Origin of the sequence: Bradyrhizobium sp. NBAIM14 (assembly GCF_020193895.1) — a bacterium.
Classification (GTDB): Bacteria; Pseudomonadota; Alphaproteobacteria; order Rhizobiales; family Xanthobacteraceae; genus Bradyrhizobium; species Bradyrhizobium yuanmingense.
The window spans coordinates 141191-158598 of the sequence record NZ_JADYVQ010000004.1 but is presented as its reverse complement, the minus strand read 5'-3'; the positions used below and the strand labels follow the sequence as shown (position 1 = coordinate 158598).

Here is a 17408-nt window from a genome sequence, read left to right as displayed (position 1 = left end):
CACTCTTCGTTTCGGCTCACCCACAGGCCCGCAAAATCTTTGGGGCGGAATACGAATCGCTTTGGCGAATCGTATTTAGGGGATTAGAGGTTAAGTCCCATGGCGCGGTACATATTCATCACCGGCGGCGTGGTTTCTTCGCTCGGCAAGGGTCTGGCTTCGGCGGCACTGGGTGCCCTGCTGCAGGCCCGAGGCTACAAGGTCCGCCTCCGCAAGCTCGACCCCTATCTCAACCTCGATCCCGGAACGATGTCGCCGTATCAGCACGGCGAAGTGTTCGTGACCGATGACGGCGCGGAGACCGATCTCGATCTCGGTCACTACGAGCGCTTCACCGGCCGTCCCGCGACCAAGGCCGACAACATCACCACGGGACGCATCTACCAGGACATCATCTCCAAGGAGCGCCGCGGCGATTATCTCGGCGCGACTATCCAGGTTGTTCCGCACGTCACCAATGCCATCAAGGAATTCGTCCTCGACGGCAACGACGATTACGACTTCGTGCTGGTCGAGATTGGCGGCACCGTCGGCGACATCGAGGGCCTGCCGTTCTTCGAGGCGATCCGCCAGCTCAAGAACGAGCTGCCGCGCGATCACGCCGTCTACATCCATCTGACGCTGCTGCCCTATATTCCCAGCGCCGGCGAATTGAAGACGAAGCCGACGCAGCACTCGGTGAAGGAGCTGCGCTCGATTGGCATCCAGCCGGACATCCTGCTCTGCCGCACCGACCGCGAGATCCCGAAGGAGGAGCGGCGCAAGCTCGGGCTGTTCTGCAACGTGCGCGAAAGCGCCGTGATTGAGGCGCGCGACGTCGACAATATCTATGCGGTCCCCGAGGCCTACCACAATGCGGGCCTCGACGACGAAGTGCTCGCCGCCTTCGGCATCGCCTCGCGGATTCCGCCGGAGCTGCGCAGCTGGCAAGAGATCAACGAGCGCATCCGCAATCCCGAGGGCAACGTCACCATCGCCATCGTCGGCAAGTACACCGGCATGAAGGATGCGTATAAGTCGCTGATCGAGGCGCTCTCGCATGGCGGCATCGCCAACAAGGTGAAGGTCAATCTCGACTGGATCGAGAGCGAGATCTTCGAGAAGGAGGATCCGGCGCCGTTCCTCGAGCACGTCAACGGCATCCTGGTGCCCGGCGGATTCGGCCAGCGCGGCGCAGAGGGCAAGATCAGGGCGGCGCAGTTCGCGCGCGAGCGCGACGTGCCGTATTTCGGCATCTGCTTCGGCATGCAGATGGCGGTGATCGAGGCCGCGCGAAACCTCGTCGGCATCGAGGACGCCAACTCCACCGAGTTCGGCCCGACCAAGGAGCCGCTGGTCGGCCTGATGACGGAATGGCTGCGCGGCAACGAGCTCGAGAAGCGCTCGCAGGCAGGCGACCTCGGCGGCACGATGCGGCTTGGCGCCTATCCTGCAACGCTCAATCGCGGCAGCCGCGTCTCGCAGGTCTATGGCGGCGCGACCGAAATCTCCGAGCGTCACCGCCATCGCTACGAGGTCAACACCGCCTACAAGGACCGCCTCGAGCAGCACGGCTTGAAGTTCTCAGGCCTCTCGCCCGACGGCGTGCTGCCTGAAATCGTCGAGTACGAGGATCACCCCTGGTTCATCGGCGTCCAGTTCCACCCCGAGCTGAAGTCGCGCCCCTTTGAGCCGCATCCGCTGTTCGCTTCGTTCATCGAGGCGGCGGCGAAGCAGAGCCGGCTGGTATAGCCGGCTCGGTCTGCCCTGACAAAGTCTTGCTCGCACGTCCGGCTACGCGGCCGCGATGTCCATCCTGCGGCAGAAGCAAGATGCCTTGATCGGCACCTCCGCCCGCGACTGGGCAAGGTCAAGTCGCTGCTTGATCAGCGGCCTCTCGGCCTTGTCGCCACGCCGCATGAGACATTCGTGCAAGCCGTGAAGCGACCACAGATTGTCGGGATGCTGGCAGGCCCGGCTCAGCTTTCCATCGAGGCCGAGATCGGAACGGTACACTGCCTCGGCTTCCTCGATCCGTCCCTGCTCCAGCAGCAGCGCGCCGAGTGCGTGACGCGGTGGCTGCATCCATCCCCACGGCTCGTCATAGGGCAAGGCGTCGCTGAGTGCGACCGATCTGCGCAGCTCAGCGAACGCGAAGTCGTAATTGGCTTTGCGATATTCCAGTTCGCCATTCAACATCGCTTCGGCCACGCCGAGCAGGGCGACGACCTTGTTGTTGTGCACGAGCCGGCTCTCCGGCACGCGTGTCTTCGCCTGAGCGAACAACGCTTTCTCGGTTTCGGCCTCAGTGACGTGGCCAAGCGCTGAATGAGCCACCGCCTTGGCGTAGTGGATCATCGCCGTCACAGAGCAGTATAGCTCTCGATCCTCCGGCAGCTGTTGGGCAATGATGTCGTGCCATTTGCCGAAACGCACGAGAACGTGCTGCTTCATCGTCAAGTAGCCTTCCAGGAAGTCCGCCATGGGGGGCGATTGAATGCGCAGCACTGGCTCGGGCACGGTGGCAATGAGTTCCTCGGCCGCTGCGATAGCGGGGGCGTATTGACCCAGGAACATCGCGCCGTAGATGGCGAAGTGGAAGTTGTGGATGACATAGACCAGGTAGACACCCGGATCGTCCGAATAAGCGAGGAATCTGCGGTCGGTCGCCAGCGCCTTCTGATTGTAGAGCAGGACGTCGTTGTACTGCCCGCACAGCACGTCGAGATGCGTCGGCATGTGGATCAGATGGCCGCTATCGGGAGCGATCCCGCGCAGCCGGTCCCCAGCCCGCATCGCCCGTTGCGGGAAGGGCGACATCTCCATGAGGTGGACGTAGAGATGGAGCAGCCCCGGATGATTCCACGCAGCCGGCCATCGATCGAAAGCTTGTTCGAGCACGGCCCTGCATTCCTCGGTGCCAGCGCCCTTGGTGGGTTCTCCAGACTCAAGGTCCCACATCAGCCACGGCGTCTCGTTCATGATCGATTCGGCAAAGATGGCTCGGACCTCGAGATCTTCGGGATACGTGGCGAAGACCTTTCGCATCTCTCGCGTGAAGGCCTTGTCCCACGGCGCCATGTCCTCGATCGCTTCACGCTGCGGATAGCGCACCGACAAGGCGCGGATCAGCGCTTGCTCGACCGGGCTCGCCCTATCCGCCTGCGCGAGCGCGTCCTGCGTCGCATCGTATGATGCCGCCAGCGCCAATTGACGGCCTTGTGCGTCATAGCGGACCCAGGGCAGGTTGTAGTTGGGACCCGCGGCGTAGCCGATGCCCCAGTGGGCCATGGCGCAGCTGTTATCGAACTCGAGCGCCTTGCGAAAGCATTTGATTGCCTCGCCGTGGTTGAATCCGAACACCCAGTTGAGCCCTCGGTCGAACCAGAGCTGCGCATCGGGCGAAGTCGTGCTGATTTTGCGGCCGTAGGGTCCGAGATCAAAATAGGTCATTGCCTCTGCCCCCCTTTGATCGCTTCCGTCGTTTTGCCGATTGCTCTCGGGCCGTCGCCGGCTGATCCGCCGGACCGAGCCTGCACATTATCAAGAGCGCCGGCCCCGCGCTATCGAGCTATGCGCGAACCGCCATGAGGGTCGCCCGGCCGAGGCTCAAGACAGAGTTGTGGCCAGCAGGTATAACCGCCGCTCCTGTCAGGGAGGGAGCAAGAATGATCTACGAAATGCGCGTCTATCGTTGCGTGCCCGGCCGCCTACCGGCATTGCTCAAGCGGTTCGAGACCGCCACGCTGAAGATCTGGGAGAAGCATGGCATCAAGCAGGCCGGGTTCTTCACCACCCTGATCGGCGAATCCAACCAGGAGCTGACCTATTTCCTCGCCTGGGACTCGCTTGCCGAGCGCGAGAAGAAGTGGGGCGCGTTCATGACCGATCCGGACTGGATGAAGGCGCGCGCCGAGAGCGAAGCCGACGGCCAGATCGTCGCCAACATCGTCAGCCAGATCCTGGCGCCGACCGCCTTCTCTGCGGTGAAGTAGCAGGCGGCGGGCAGGGAACCCTGGCGCAACCCTGATATTCGGACCGTCCGGGCGGAAGAGGGTTGATCCGACCCTCATGCCGGCTATGGTCGCGCCGAAACGAGGGATGTGCCTTGAGCTCTTCGAATTCAGCGGCGCCGGTCGTCACCATCGGCAGGGTCAAGTTCGGCAATGATTTGCCGATCGCGGTCATTGCTGGGCCCTGCCAGCTCGAGAGCCGCCAGCATGCGCTGGAGGTCGCCTCCGCGCTGAAGGAGATCGCGGAGCGGCTGAACATCGGCCTCGTCTACAAGACCTCGTTCGACAAGGCCAATCGCACCAGCGCGGCGGCGGCGCGCGGGCTGGGTCTTGCGCAGTCGCTGCCGATCTTCGCGGAAATCCGATCCTCGCTCGGCTTGCCTGTTCTGACCGACGTGCACGAAGCCACGCAATGCGCCGAGGTGGCGCAGGCTGTGGACATCCTGCAGATTCCAGCCTTTCTGTGCCGGCAGACCGATCTGCTGCTGGCGGCGGCCGCGACCGGCAAGGTCGTCAACGTCAAGAAAGGTCAGTTCCTGGCACCCTGGGACATGGCCAATGTCGTGACCAAGATCACGAGCGCTGGCAATCCCAACGTGCTCGTCACCGAGCGCGGTGCGTCCTTCGGCTACAACACGCTCGTCTCCGACATGCGCGCGCTGCCGATCCTGGCGCGCACCACCGGCGCGCCCGTGATCTTCGACGCCACCCATTCGGTGCAGCAGCCGGGCGGGAAGGGGACGTCCTCGGGCGGCGAGCGCGAATTCGTCCCGGTGCTGGCGCGTGCAGCTGTCGCGGTCGGCGTTGCCGGCGTCTTCATCGAGACCCATCCCGATCCCGATCGCGCGCCGTCCGACGGTCCCAACATGGTACCGCTGCGCGACTTCGAGGGGCTCATCGCCCGGCTGATGGCGTTCGACGCGCTGGCAAAGAATCCGCGCTGATGCAGCAGAGCGAGGCGCGGCCGCAAGATCACGGCTTGCCGACGGCGCTTTACGTCATCTCAGGCGCAAGCTTCGCCGCTGCCTTATCGGCCCGTGCACTCGATCCGGTGCTGCCGCACGTCGCCGAGGATTTTGGCGTCAGCATCGCGACCGCCGCGGGCTTTGCCGCGGTGTTCGCCTTCACCTTCTCGATCATCCAGCCGATCATCGGGGCCGCCGCCGACCTGTTCGGCAAGACCCGGCTGATGATCGGCTGCCTCGCGCTGCTCGGCTTCGCGAACATCCTGGGCGCATTCTCGACGTCGTTCTCGGTTCTGTTCGCAACTCGCATCCTCGCGGGCATCGGCTCCGGCGGCGTATTTCCGGTGGCGCTCAGTCTGACCAGCGATCTCGTCGGTCCCGAGAAACGCCAGGTTGCGATCAGCCGCACGCTCGCCGGCGCCATGACGGGCAATCTGCTCGGCGCCTCGGCCTCAGGCCTGATCGGTGATTTCCTCGGCTGGCGCGGCGTGCTGGCGGTGCTCGGTGTCCTCGTGATCATCGCATCGATCGCGGTCGCGGCCGGCTTTCGCGGCGCCAAGGTCAAGCATCCGCCGAAGACGAGCCTCTCGGCGCTGAAGGCCGGCTATCGCACCATCTTCACCAACCCGAATGCCTATGTCTGCTATTCGGCTGTGTTCATCGAAGGCTGCTGCGTGCTCGGGCTGTTTCCCTACATCGCTTCGTTCCTGTTCGAGCTCGGCCAGACCTCGCTGTCGATCGCCGGCATCGTCATCGCCGGCTTTGCGGTCGGCGGCCTGTTCTACACGCTCACGGTGTCGCGCCTGCTGCCTTGGCTCGGCGTGAAGGGCATGATGATCGCAGGGATGACGCTGGTGGCGTCACAGCTCATCGCCGTCGCCTTCGGTCCACGCTGGGAAGTGCAGGCGCTGAATCTCGTCGTGATGGGCTGGGGCTTCTACATCGCCCATGGCTGTCTCCAGGTCTTCGCCAGCGAGCTCTCGGTCGAGGCGCGCGCCACCGCAATGTCGCTGCATTCGTTCTTCTTCTTCATGGGGCAGACGGTGGGGCCGCTCGCCTACGGCTTCGGGCTCCAGCATGCCGGCAAGATGGCGACCCTGTCGGCGAGCGCCGCGATCATGGTGCTGCTCGGCCTCGTCTGCGCGCGGCTGCTCAAGCAGCGGGCGCCGTCAGATGCGCGCGTCTGAGGGCGCGTCCGGACGAAGCGCCCTCTCAAAAAGCTTCGCAAGCAGTCCTTGTGGCGCTCAGGCGCTCGCGTAGGCCTCCTGCCAGAGGTCAAGCACCTCGTGACGCGTAATGCCACGGGTGATGAACACGATGCGCGAACGGCGGTCGGCAGCATGGGGCCATTTTGCAAGCGCCACCGGCGGATGGAAGACGTGGTGGACGCCATGAACCGCGACCGGCGTCTCTTCATCGCGAAGATTCAAGATGCCCTTGACCCGCAAGAGGTCCTCGCCCCGGGTGGCGCGCAGATGCGCGAGCCAGCGCGATACGGCCATCCAGTCAAGGGGATCGTCGAATGCGATCATGAAGCTGAGGATCGAGGCATCGTGGCTATGATGCTCGTGATGGGCATGACCGTCATCATGATGGTGGCCGCTCTCATGTGCAGCCTTGGCGACGTCGGCGAACGCCTGCTCGTTGAGCCAGCGCTCGATATCGGCTGTCTTCTTTTCGGGGTCAATGAGGGCGGCGCCGAACAGTTGAGCCGGATCGACCTCGCCATGCGCCACGTTCTCGATCCTGGCGCTGGGATTGAGCCGACGAAGCCGCAAGTCCAGTGCGTCAGTATCATTGACCAAATCGCGCTTGGTGATCAGCAGCCGGTCAGCGAGCGCGACCTGCTTCACCGCCTCGTATTGGCGGTCGAGCTGCCGCGCTGCATTGACCGCGTCGACGGTGGTCACCACGGTGTCTAGCCGAAGGAAATGCGAGACCAAAGGGTTGTTCAGCAGCAGCTGAGCGATGGGGGCGGGGTCAGCCAACCCCGTTGTCTCAACCAGAATCCTGCGGAACGGCGGGACCTCGCCACGATCGCGGCGCACCAGCAGCGCGCGCAGGGTCTCTTCCAGATCGCTGCGAATAGTGCAGCAAATACAACCACTCGCAAGCACGGCGACTTCGCCGTCCACGCGTTCCACGAGGAGGTGGTCGAGGCTGACCTCGCCATATTCGTTGATGATGACGGCGCTGTCCTTCATCGCGCCGTGGCGCAGCAGGCGGTTGAGCAGTGTGGTCTTGCCGCTGCCAAGAAAGCCGGTGATCAGTGACACCGGAGTCCGCTCGGCGGATTTGTCGCTCTCGAAAAGGCTCATCGGCGTCCTCAACCCTGGTCTTATTTTTGTCGCTGGACAACAGCCTAATGGAGGACGAGCATTCCGAAAACAGGATCTTAAGCCCGATCTCAGCGGGCACAACCCGGGAGGAAACGATGGACGATGCCAAAGGCGATGAAGAGAGGGGCGGTGCCGCGACCGATCGGCGGACCTTGCTGCGCACGGCAGGCCTTGCTGGTGCGGCTGGGGCGGCATTCGCAGGTGCGATGCACGGCAAGTTCTCACTCGCACCGATCACCGCGGCCCAAGCCCAAACGCCGGCGATGCCAAAGGGCGTGGACAAGCCTTGGTGGCCCTCGAAATGGGGCAAGGACGACGAGGCTGGCGCGTCGAACCACATCACGCCGGCGAAGGTTCTCGATGCCGTGAAGTGGATCAAGGATGGCAAGATCTACAAGATCGGCCGCGTTTACGAGCAAGGCATGCCGTTGTTCGGCGCCCGCGCATTCTCGTTGCGCATTCCCGGCGGGCCGACTGGCGGCCCGTTCGGCGACAACAAGCTCGTCTATCACGACGAGTTTCTCGCCACCGAAATCGGCCAGACCGGGACACAATTCGACGGGCTCGGCCATATCGGCATCCAGATGGGCAAGGACGGCGACAAGAGCGAGATGCGCTTCTACAACGGCTTCACCGCCGCGGAGATCAGCGACGCCTACGGCCTGAAGAAGCTTGGCGCCGAGAAGCTCAAGCCGCTGTTCACACGCGCCCACCTGATCGATATGGTCGCGCTGAAGGGCGGCATGATGGATGCGGGCCAGGAGATCACCTCGGCCGATATCAAGGCGGCGCTCGCGAAGCAAAACATCCAGGAGAGTGACATCAAGCCAGGCGATGCGATCATGTTCCACACCGGCTGGGGCTCCCTGTGGATGAAGAACAATGATCGCTACAATAGCGGCGAGCCTGGAATCGGCCTCGATGCCGCCAAGTGGATCATCGAGAAGGATCTCGCGCTGACAGCGGCCGACACCTGGGCGGTCGAAGTGGTGCCCAATCCCGACAAGTCGCTCGCCTTCGCGGTCCACGGCGAATTGCAGACCAAGTACGGCATTCTCAACCACGAGAACCTGATCTTCGACGAGTTGATTGCCGAGAAGAAGTACCAGTTCGTCTACTCGTTCACGCCATCGCCGATCAAAGGCGCGACCGGCAGCAACGGCTGTCCGATCGCGATCACCTGAGGCGGATAAAAAAGCGGGTGGGCGGGACGTCCCCGCCCACCACGCGAGCTGCGGAGCGGCGTGCGGCTCGCCTCGCATGGTCCCGGCATGGAATTCGGCGAGATGGCGATCCTGGAGCACAGCCGCAGCGCCGACGTCTTCGCCGACACGCCCGTCACCTGCCTCGAACTGCCGCTCGACAGCTTTGCCGATTACCGCCGGCTGCACCCGGAAACGTCGTTGAAGATCGTGCGCAATCTTGCCGCCATCCTGGCGCGGCGGCTGGTGCTTGCGAATGCCAAGGTGGATTTGCTGAGCGCCTACTGACTATACCGAGACATTGTTTTTCGTTCCCCTGATGCGACGCAGCGCGCCGCACTTGCGGCGTGGTGCGTTGCTGGTCCGGGGTCCGGAATTCGTGGCGCTCGGTCCCGGCTGTGCGGGGCGCAGCGTTTCGCGCTGCACCTTGCGCGGAACACGGGTGGGGGCTGTCTCACTTTCGTCCACGTCACACTGGGCGGAGGAGGCTAGCTCGCGCAGCTCCTGCGATACTCAGCCGGCGTGACGTTCATGTGTCTGCGGAAAATCCGATTGAGATGGCTTTGATCGGAAAATCCGCTCAAGAGCGCAATTTCCTTCAGGGCGAGCCGATCCTTGCGCAGATGTTGGCGGGCGCGCTCCACCTTGCGGCTCAGGACATAGGCATGCGGCCGCATGCCATAGTGCACCTGGAACTTGCGCGCGAACTGCACCGGCGAGCAGTTGCAGATGTTGGCTAGCTCCTCGAGCGTGATGTTCCTGGAGATGTTCTGTTCGACATAGTCCTCGATCAGCCTTGCATGCGCTGGCCTGAAGCGCCCCTGCGGACAGGGCAGCTTGAATTCCACCGAGGCGTATTTTCGCAAGATGTGCACGCTCGCCTGAAGTGCCAGCGCATCGTAGCAGAGCCGGCCGCCCGGGCCGCCTTCGGACACTTCCTGCACCATCCGGTCACCGATCCAGGTCAGCACCGGATCTTCGATCCTGAGCAGATCGTGGAGTTCGACGCCGTCTGACTCGCGGTCGAATGCCTCGCTCGCGGTCTTCGTCATCAGGCTCGGCGAGATGTAGAAATGGCTGACTTCGAGGTCATTGCTCCAGCGCCAGTTCGAAGGCTCCGCACGTGTCAGCAGGGTTGTGACACCGCGTCCGACGTGATCCTGCTTCCAGGCGCCGGTCACACGGCGGTTCATTGACGTGGTGCCTTCGCGATAGACGACGATCAGGAAATTCTCGGACGGCGGCACCCAGATGTCGGACGGCGCATAGCGGAAGACGCGCAACCGAAAGTCAGCCTTGCCCACGGCGGAACTGTCCAGCATCAATTGGCCGGGAGCGTAGCGGGGGAGCTCCTCAACCGTGATTAATTGGCCCATCGCGCGCGACTCCTTCCCTGATTCTAAGGCGCGGTTGACCGCTTCTGCTTCTCATTGGCCGAACGGCGGAGACGAGCATAAGCCGGTTTTGCCATTTGCCAAGCGAGCCGCGTTGCCGAACTGCAGAACCGGCAACGGACGTCCGGCTTCGTTCAAAGAATTGTCCGATTTGTTCAAGCTCCGGCCGCCGGAATACTCATAGCTTCCCCCGTCCCGCACTGATGGGATCAACAATGACGCGCTGCACCACCATCCGATCGTATGACGGATGGGGAAGGTCGTGCGCACTCAAAAATCACCGAGGAGGAAGAAATGGCGGAAGCCCTGACCAAATCCAATGGAAGCAACGGTTCGCATGGACCAGCGAGATTCGATGCCGTGGTTGTCGGAGCCGGCGTCGCCGGGCTCTATCAACTCTATCGTCTGCGCGAGCAGGGATTGAGCGTCAGGGGGATCGACGCCGCGTCAGGCGTAGGCGGCACGTGGTATTGGAATCGATATCCCGGCGCGCGCTTCGACTCCGAGGCCTACATCTATCAGTATCTTTTCTCCGAGGAGCTCTACAAGGATTGGAGCTGGAGCGAGAAGTTTCCGGGCCAGCCCGAAATCGAGCGCTGGATGAACTACGTCGCCGACCGTCTCGATCTGCGCAAGGACATCCAGTTCAGTACGACGGTCAAGAGCGCGCACTTCAACGAGGCCACGCAGCGCTGGCTGGTCACGACCGACCGGGGCGACGTGATCGACACCCAGTTTCTGGTCACCTGCTGCGGCATGCTGTCGGCTCCCTACGTATCCTTTCCGGGGCAGGAGACTTTCAAGGGACGGTTGTTCCATACGGCGCGCTGGCCGGAGCAGCCTGTCGACCTCGCAGGCAAGCGCGTCGGAGTCATCGGTAACGGTGCGACCGGCATCCAGGTCATCCAGACGATCGCCGGCGATGTCGGCCATCTCAAGGTGTTCATCCGGACGCCGCAATACATCATCCCGATGAAGAATCCGAAATTTGGGGCCGCGGAGGTCGAGGACTACAAGTCGAGATTCAAGTCGCTCACCGAACGCCTGCCGCGCACATTCACCGGCTTTGAATACGATTTCGAGCACGCCTGGGCAGACCTCACGCCGGAGCGCCGCCGCGCGGTGATCGAGGATTGCTGGAATGACGGTTCCCTGAAGCTATGGATATCCTCGTTCGCCGAGCTGTTCTTCGACCCGGAGGTCAATGCCGAGATCTCCGAATTCGTGCGCGGGAAGATGCGCGAGCGGCTCGGGGATCCGAAACTGTGCGATGCGTTGATTCCTGCCGATTATGGCTTTGGAACGCACCGTGTGCCGCTCGAGCAGAACTTCCTCGAGGCCTTCCATCGCCCCAACGTCGAGATCGTCAGCGTCAAGAGCAATCCGATCGATCGCGTCACGCCCACTGGTATTCAGACCGCTGACGGTACGGTCCATGAGCTGGATGTCATTATCCTAGCAACCGGCTTCGACGCCGGCACCGGTGCCTTGACGCGCATCGATATCAGGGGCCGCGACGGCCGATCGCTGAGGGAGGACTGGGGCAGGGACATCCGCACCACGATGGGCCTGCAGGTTCACGGCTATCCCAACCTGTTCACGACCGCCGTTCCGCTCGCTCCGTCCGCCGCGCTGTGCAACATGACCACGTGCCTGCAGCAGCAGGTCGAATGGATCGATGACTGCATCAAGTACATGCGCAGCAAGGATCTGAAGGTGGTCGAGCCGACAAAGGACGCCCAGGACAGCTGGGTGGCCCATCACGATGAGATCGCAAACGCGACGCTGATCGCGAAAACCAATTCCTGGTACCTGGGCTCGAACGTCGAAGGCAAGCCGCGCCGTGTCCTGTCGTACTGCGGCGGCGTCGGCGCGTATCGACAGAAGTGCGACGAGGTCGCGGTGAACGGTTACGAGGGCTTCGCGATGCAATGAGCGCTCGCGACGCGAGCATCGACCACATCAAACAATCCAGCACGGGAGGATGATCATGATCATGAATTTTGGCGCGACGGCAGATGCCGTTCTCGACGGCGTCGTCACATCCACGCCGCGCGTGCCCGGCGTTGTCGCGATGGTGACGGACCGCCGGCGCAACATCTATGAAGGCGCAGCCGGCAAACGCCGTCTCGATCGGCCGGCGGACATGACCACCGACAGCGTCTTTGCCCTTTTCTCCACCACCAAGGCGATTACCGGCACGGCCGTTCTGCAACTCGTCGAGGAGGGCAAGCTCGATCTCGATGCGCCCGCGAAGCGTTACGCGAACGAGATCGGAAAGCTGCAGGTGATCGAGGGCTTCGATGCAGCGGGCGAGCCGATCCTGCGTGCACCGAAGCGCGATATCACCACGCGCATGCTGATGACCCACACGGCGGGCCTGAGCTACGATTTCATCAACCACACCTACAACCGGCTGGCGCAGGAGAAGGGGCAGCCCAGCGTGATCACCGCGACCAAGGCCTCCCTGATGACCCCGCTGCTGTTCGATCCCGGCGAGCGCTGGGACTATGGGACGAATCTCGACTGGTGCGGCCAGATCATCGAGGCCATCACGGGCAAGCGACTCGGTGAAGTCTTCAAGACGCGCATCTTCGAACCGCTCGGGATCAAGAACATGACCTTCGAGCTGACCGACGCCATGCGCCAGAAACTGGCCGGCATCCACGCGCGGAATGCCGACGGGTCGCTGACGCCGATGGATTTCGAGCTTCCGGCAAAGCCCGAAGTCCATATGGGCGGCCACGGCCTGTACGGCACGGTCGGCGACTACATGCGTTTCATCCGCATGTGGCTGAATGATGGGGTTGGCGAACACGGCCGCGTGCTGAAAGCCGAAACCGTTCGGATGGCGGAAAGGAACCACCTGGGCGACAGGAAGGTAACGCCGATCACGGGTGTCATCCCGTCACTGTGCAACGACGCGGAATTCTTTCCGGGCCAATCCAAATCCTGGGCGTTGAGCTTCATGGTCAACGACGAGGAAGCCCCGACAGGACGTCCCGCCGGCGCGCTGGGCTGGGCCGGGCTTGCCAACCTGTTCTACTGGATCGATCGGCAGAACAACGTCGGCGGGTTCTGGGCCACCCAGATTCTGCCCTTCGGTGATCCGACATCATTCATCGGCTATATGAACTTCGAGACGGCGCTCTACCAGAGCCTGAGGAAGCGCTTGGCAAGCTAGGACCGTGCTGCGAGAGCGGCCTCGTCGCTGTCGACCGAGGCCGTTTTCTCTTGATGGTCACACGTGACCGAGCATGCCCTAGCCCCGCCCGCGATAGGGCGCCACGCCTTGCTCCGGCACCCAGAGTCCCTTCGGCACGCGGCCGGTCTGCCAGAACACGTCGATCGGGATGCCGCCGCGCGGATACCAATAGCCGCCGATGCGCAGCCATTTCGGCTTGATCTCGCTGGCGATGCGCTTGCCGATCATGACGGTGCAGTCCTCGTGGAAGGCGCCGTGATTGCGGAAGCTGGCGATGTAGAGCTTGAGCGATTTCGATTCCAGCAGCCAAGCGCCTGGCGCGTAGTCGATCATCAGATGCGCGAAATCCGGCTGGCCCGTAACCGGGCAGAGCGAGGTGAATTCCGGCACGGTGAAGCGCACCAGATAATCCGTGCCTTTCTGCGGATTGGGCACGCGGTCGAGTTGGGCCTCTTCCGGCGTGTGCGGCCATTCGACCGCGCGGCCGAGCTGGAGGGACTTTTTCGCCATCGTCGTCAACATCCTGTGGAGCATGATCCGGAAAAGTGGGCACCGGTTTTCCGAAAGATCATGCTCAATTAAGCAATAGGAGCGCGATAAGATCGCGCTCCAGAGGATGCCGGGATGGACGCAAACGGGCTCGTCGTCAACCGGCGGCGATTGTCTGGATCATGACGATGCGGTCGTTGCCGGACTCGCAGCCCCAAAGCTCGCCCGGCCGCCCGTCGAGCTGGCGGACATTGGCGTTGGCCTTGTCGCTGGCGAAGACGTTGAACTTCTCGGTGGCGGGATCGAAGCGCACGATGGCGTTGGCGGAGAAATCGGTCAGCCAGACCTTGTCCTTGTCGTCGACATAAACGGCATAGGCGCGGGGACGTTCGCCTGGCAGCTTCCAGGTCTTCCACGAGCCGTCCGCGGGATCATGCACCGAGACGTGGCCGCTGTTCCACTCGCTGACCCAGATCCGGCCCCTCGAATCCGACCAGACGCGCCGCGACCCCTGGTTCGGGGTCGGCGGCTCGACCACGGTCGCATTGCCGCCCGCGCGGTCGATCTTCGCGATATGGCTGCCGCCGAGGGAGGCGTACCAGATATCGCCCTTGGGCGTGACCGTGATGCCGTAGGGGCCGACCCCCTTCGGTGCCTTGAACACGTTCATCTCGCCGGTCTTCGGAGACAGCCGGCCGTAATAGCCGGACTGGCCGGTGAACCAGTAGGTGCCATCCCTGTCGAACACGCCGGTGTTGAGATTGGCGGAGGCTAACTTTTCCGGCAGGCGGAACAGCGTCACCTTGAGATCGGCGGGGTCGACCCGCGCAATCGCGTTCTGGCCGCCCTCGGTGATCCAGGGCGCGCCATCGGGCCCGATGGTCACGCCGTGTGGGGCCGCGCCCTGGCCGAGGCTGACCGTCTTGAAACGGCCATCGCGTGGATCGAGGCTGCCGAGCAGGCCCTTGCCCTGCGCGGTGAACCAGATCGTGCCGTCAGGGGCGGGCGTGAGATCGTGCAGGCCGATGCCTGGGCTGATCGGGTAGTATTTCGTCCGGAACGGGCCTTCCTGCGCAAAACCTGGGCGGGTGGCAAGCAGCGCGGCACTCGAAGCAAGAAATTGGCGGCGATTCATGGCGTTACCCCGACTGTTTGAGATTGAGGTTGGGCACGCGGACCAGATGCGGTCGAGCATATTCTGAGGCGCCTTTCGCGTCAGTCGGAGCCGTGCGTCCAAGCGTTCACATTTGCTTGCGGCCCGTGTAAGACCCGCGGCACCGATCAGCCCCAACGAACGGAAGTGGACATCATGACCGCCATCATCGACATCATCGGCCGCGAAATTCTCGATAGCCGGGGCAATCCCACCGTCGAGGTCGATGTCGTGCTGGAGGACGGGGCGCTCGGCCGCGCCGCGGTTCCGTCCGGCGCCTCCACCGGCGCCCATGAGGCCGTGGAACTGCGCGACGGCGACAAGGCGCGCTATCTCGGCAAGGGCGTGACCAAGGCGGTCGGCGCCGTCAATGGCGAGATCTTCGAGGCTCTGAGCGGCCTCGATGTCGAGCAGCAGGCCCAGATCGACCAGATCATGATCGACCTCGACGGCACGCCGAACAAGAGCCGGCTGGGCGCCAACGCCATCCTCGGCGTCTCGCTGGCCTGCGCCAAGGCGGCCGCGAATTCGCTCGACATGCCGCTCTATCGCTATGTCGGCGGCACCTCCGCGCGCCTGCTGCCGGTGCCGATGATGAACATCATCAACGGCGGCGTGCACGCCGACAACCCGATCGACTTCCAGGAATTCATGATCCTGCCGGTCGGCGCCTCGAGCTTTGCCGAGGGCCTGCGCTACGGCGCGGAAGTCTTCCATACGCTGAAGTCCGAATTGAAGAAGGCCGGCCACAACACCAATGTCGGCGACGAGGGCGGTTTCGCTCCGAACCTGCCGTCGGCGGACGCCGCGCTCGACTTCGTCATGAATGCGATCGGCAAGGCCGGCTTCAAGGCGGGCACCGACATCATGCTCGGCCTCGACTGCGCCTCGACCGAGTTCTTCAAGGACGGCAAATACGTCTATGAAGGCGAGGGCAAGACCCGTTCGATCTCCGAGCAGGCGAAGTATCTTGCCGACCTCGTCGCGCGCTATCCGATCGTGACCATCGAGGACGGCATGTCGGAAGACGACATGGACGGCTGGAAGGAGCTCACCGACCTGATCGGCAAGAAGTGCCAGCTGGTCGGCGACGACCTCTTCGTCACCAACGTCAAGCGCCTTGCCGAAGGCATCAAGACCGGCCGCGCCAACTCGATCCTGATCAAGGTCAACCAGATCGGCACGCTGACCGAGACGCTCGCCGCGGTCGAGATGGCGCACAAGGCCGGCTACACCTCGGTGATGTCGCACCGCTCCGGCGAGACCGAGGATTCCACCATCGCCGACCTCGCGGTCGCCACCAATTGCGGTCAGATCAAGACCGGCTCCCTTGCAAGGTCCGACCGGACCGCCAAATACAACCAGCTCTTGCGCATCGAGCAGCAGCTCGGCAAGCAGGCGCTCTATGGCGGCAGGGCGGCACTGAAGGCGCTGGCGTAAGCCGGCGTCTCGATCCGCGCGAACAGAAGGACAGGGGAGGATCGACATGAGTGACGGCAAGACCGGACTGGAATTGCGTTCGCTGCTCAAGAAGAGCGGCGAGCTGGAATTGTCTCTCGTGACGGTCCCGATCGCGGAGCCGGCCGACGATGAGGTCGTGGTTCGCGTCGAGGCCACCCCGATCAACCCGTCCGATCTCGGGCTGCTGATCGGACCCGCCGACATGTCGGCCGCCAAGGCTTCCGGCACCAAGGAGATGCCGGTCATCACTGCCACGATGCCGGAGGCGGCGATGCGGATGATGGCGGCGAGATTCGATCAGTCGCTGCCGGTCGGCAACGAGGGCGCCGGCACGGTGATACGGACCGGATCGTCGGATGCGGCCAAGGCCCTGATGGGCAAGACGGTGTCGATGATCGGCGGCGCGATGTACACGCAGTACCGCGTGCTGAAGGTCCGCGACGTCATGGAGCTGCCGCCGGGCACCACGGCGGCGGACGGCGCCTCCTGGTTCGTCAATCCGCTGACCGCACTCGGCATGACCGAGACGATGCGGCGGGAGAACCACAAGGCGCTCGTGCACACGGCCGCCGCCTCCAATCTCGGTCAGATGCTCAACAAGATCTGCATCAAGGACGGCATCGGCCTCGTCAACATCGTCAGGAACAAGGAGCAGGCCGACATCCTGCACAAGATCGGCGCAAAGTACGTCGTGGATTCCAGCGCGCCCAGCTTCATGGACGATCTGACCAACGCGCTGGTCGAGACCGGCGCCACCATCGCCTTCGACGCCATCGGCGGCGGCAAGCTGGCGAGCCAGATCCTGACCGCGATGGAGATCGCAGCCAACAAGACCGCGAAGGAATACAGCCGCTACGGCTCCAACGTGTACAAGCAGGTCTACATATATGGCAGCCTCGACACGCGGCCGACGGAGCTGAACCGCTCGTTCGGGCTCAGCTGGGGCGTCGGCGGCTGGCTGCTCACGCCATTCCTTCAAAACATCGGCCCGGCCGAGATCGGCCGCCTGCGCCAGCGCGTGGCATCCGAGCTCAAAACCACCTTCGCCAGCCATTACACCAAGGTTGTCTCGCTCGCCGAGGCGCTCGATCCCGCCAATATCGCAGTCTACGCCAAGCGGGCCACCGGCGAAAAATTCCTGATCAACCCGAACAAGTGATCGCTTCGGACCGTTACCGACGGACATCAGGCCGCCGCTTGGCGGCCTG

15 protein-coding genes are annotated in these 17408 nt (G+C 63.3%); 10 read left to right on the top strand and 5 right to left on the bottom strand.

Going from position 1 to position 17408, the window contains the following annotated elements; genetic code table 11:
* Positions 1 to 99: 99 nt before the first annotated feature.
* Positions 100 to 1731 (top strand): CTP synthase, encoded by a 1632-nt coding sequence (gene pyrG, locus I6F28_RS12510; protein WP_057030501.1) that lies wholly within the window; start codon positions 100 to 102, stop codon positions 1729 to 1731.
* Positions 1732 to 1773: 42 nt separating this feature from the next.
* Here pyrG and I6F28_RS12505 read toward each other — a convergent pair whose 3' ends face one another.
* Positions 1774 to 3189, bottom strand: coding sequence for a tetratricopeptide repeat protein (locus I6F28_RS12505; RefSeq protein WP_225140016.1), 1416 nt, complete (start codon positions 3187 to 3189; stop codon positions 1774 to 1776).
* A gap of 458 nt (positions 3190 to 3647) precedes the next feature.
* Between I6F28_RS12505 and I6F28_RS12500 the strand changes: the two genes are divergently transcribed.
* From I6F28_RS12500 to I6F28_RS12490, 3 genes are all read left to right on the top strand, one after another.
* Positions 3648 to 3974, top strand: coding sequence for an NIPSNAP family protein (locus tag I6F28_RS12500; protein WP_057030503.1), 327 nt, complete (start codon positions 3648 to 3650; stop codon positions 3972 to 3974).
* Between the two features lie 113 nt (positions 3975 to 4087).
* Positions 4088 to 4936: a 3-deoxy-8-phosphooctulonate synthase gene (gene kdsA / locus I6F28_RS12495; RefSeq protein ID WP_036009900.1), complete on the top strand. Its 849-nt coding sequence runs from the start codon at positions 4088 to 4090 to the stop codon at positions 4934 to 4936.
* A complete protein-coding gene (locus I6F28_RS12490; protein WP_225140015.1) occupies positions 4936 to 6144 on the top strand; it encodes an MFS transporter in 1209 nt (402 codons plus the stop codon). Before kdsA ends, I6F28_RS12490 begins: the two co-directional genes overlap by 1 nt.
* Positions 6145 to 6201: 57 nt before the next feature.
* Here the strand turns inward: I6F28_RS12490 and I6F28_RS12485 are convergent, their stop codons facing one another.
* Positions 6202 to 7275: a CobW family GTP-binding protein gene (locus tag I6F28_RS12485; protein WP_225140014.1), complete on the bottom strand. Its 1074-nt coding sequence runs from the start codon at positions 7273 to 7275 to the stop codon at positions 6202 to 6204.
* Positions 7276 to 7391: 116 nt separating this feature from the next.
* On the opposite strand from I6F28_RS12485, the gene I6F28_RS12480 reads away from it, so the two are divergent.
* Together I6F28_RS12480 and I6F28_RS12475 are read left to right on the top strand one after the other, a co-directional pair.
* On the top strand, positions 7392 to 8480 hold the full coding sequence (locus I6F28_RS12480) for a cyclase family protein (RefSeq protein WP_225140013.1): 1089 nt from the start codon (positions 7392 to 7394) through the stop codon (positions 8478 to 8480).
* 60 nt (positions 8481 to 8540) lie between these two features.
* Positions 8541 to 8786, top strand: coding sequence for a cyclic nucleotide-binding domain-containing protein (locus I6F28_RS12475; RefSeq protein WP_225140012.1), 246 nt, complete (start codon positions 8541 to 8543; stop codon positions 8784 to 8786).
* Positions 8787 to 8986: 200 nt separating this feature from the next.
* On the opposite strand, the gene I6F28_RS12470 is transcribed toward I6F28_RS12475, so the two are convergent.
* Entirely contained in the window at positions 8987 to 9802 is an 816-nt protein-coding gene (locus I6F28_RS12470; RefSeq protein ID WP_225140011.1) for a helix-turn-helix domain-containing protein, read from the bottom strand.
* A gap of 384 nt (positions 9803 to 10186) precedes the next feature.
* Between I6F28_RS12470 and I6F28_RS12465 the strand changes: the two genes are divergently transcribed.
* Both I6F28_RS12465 and acmB read left to right on the top strand, forming a co-directional pair.
* The gene (locus I6F28_RS12465) at positions 10187 to 11827 is read left to right on the top strand and encodes a flavin-containing monooxygenase (RefSeq protein WP_225140010.1); all 1641 of its coding nucleotides are present in this window, start codon (positions 10187 to 10189) and stop codon (positions 11825 to 11827) included.
* Positions 11828 to 11882: 55 nt separating this feature from the next.
* A complete protein-coding gene (gene acmB / locus I6F28_RS12460; protein WP_225140009.1) occupies positions 11883 to 13076 on the top strand; it encodes a methyl acetate hydrolase AcmB in 1194 nt (397 codons plus the stop codon).
* A 78-nt stretch (positions 13077 to 13154) separates the two neighbouring features.
* Here the strand turns inward: acmB and queF are convergent, their stop codons facing one another.
* On the bottom strand, positions 13155 to 13631 hold the full coding sequence (gene queF / locus I6F28_RS12455; RefSeq protein ID WP_225140008.1) for a preQ(1) synthase: 477 nt from the start codon (positions 13629 to 13631) through the stop codon (positions 13155 to 13157).
* Positions 13632 to 13743: 112 nt separating this feature from the next.
* Complete coding sequence (locus tag I6F28_RS12450; protein ID WP_225140007.1) at positions 13744 to 14721, bottom strand: Vgb family protein; 978 nt, start codon at positions 14719 to 14721, stop codon at positions 13744 to 13746.
* Between the two features lie 174 nt (positions 14722 to 14895).
* Between I6F28_RS12450 and eno the strand changes: the two genes are divergently transcribed.
* Both eno and I6F28_RS12440 read left to right on the top strand, forming a co-directional pair.
* Complete coding sequence (gene eno / locus I6F28_RS12445; RefSeq protein ID WP_036009930.1) at positions 14896 to 16179, top strand: phosphopyruvate hydratase; 1284 nt, start codon at positions 14896 to 14898, stop codon at positions 16177 to 16179.
* 46 nt (positions 16180 to 16225) lie between these two features.
* On the top strand, positions 16226 to 17359 hold the full coding sequence (locus tag I6F28_RS12440; RefSeq protein WP_225140006.1) for a zinc-binding dehydrogenase: 1134 nt from the start codon (positions 16226 to 16228) through the stop codon (positions 17357 to 17359).
* Positions 17360 to 17408: the final 49 nt, after the last annotated feature.

What these genes read in the sequence shown, in the direction of transcription:
- I6F28_RS12485 (WP_225140014.1), bottom strand. Translation starts at nt 7,275, where the DNA reads ATGAGCCTTTTCGAGAGCGACAAATCCGCCGAGCGGACTCCGGTGTCA.
- I6F28_RS12450 (WP_225140007.1), bottom strand. Translation starts at nt 14,721, where the DNA reads ATGAATCGCCGCCAATTTCTTGCTTCGAGTGCCGCGCTGCTTGCCACC.
- I6F28_RS12490 (WP_225140015.1), top strand. Translation starts at nt 4,936, where the DNA reads ATGCAGCAGAGCGAGGCGCGGCCGCAAGATCACGGCTTGCCGACGGCG.
- I6F28_RS12465 (WP_225140010.1), top strand. Translation starts at nt 10,187, where the DNA reads ATGGCGGAAGCCCTGACCAAATCCAATGGAAGCAACGGTTCGCATGGA.
- I6F28_RS12440 (WP_225140006.1), top strand. Translation starts at nt 16,226, where the DNA reads ATGAGTGACGGCAAGACCGGACTGGAATTGCGTTCGCTGCTCAAGAAG.
- I6F28_RS12480 (WP_225140013.1), top strand. Translation starts at nt 7,392, where the DNA reads ATGGACGATGCCAAAGGCGATGAAGAGAGGGGCGGTGCCGCGACCGAT.
- queF (WP_225140008.1), bottom strand. Translation starts at nt 13,631, where the DNA reads ATGCTCCACAGGATGTTGACGACGATGGCGAAAAAGTCCCTCCAGCTC.
- eno (WP_036009930.1), top strand. Translation starts at nt 14,896, where the DNA reads ATGACCGCCATCATCGACATCATCGGCCGCGAAATTCTCGATAGCCGG.
- I6F28_RS12500 (WP_057030503.1), top strand. Translation starts at nt 3,648, where the DNA reads ATGATCTACGAAATGCGCGTCTATCGTTGCGTGCCCGGCCGCCTACCG.
- pyrG (WP_057030501.1), top strand. Translation starts at nt 100, where the DNA reads ATGGCGCGGTACATATTCATCACCGGCGGCGTGGTTTCTTCGCTCGGC.
- acmB (WP_225140009.1), top strand. Translation starts at nt 11,883, where the DNA reads ATGATCATGAATTTTGGCGCGACGGCAGATGCCGTTCTCGACGGCGTC.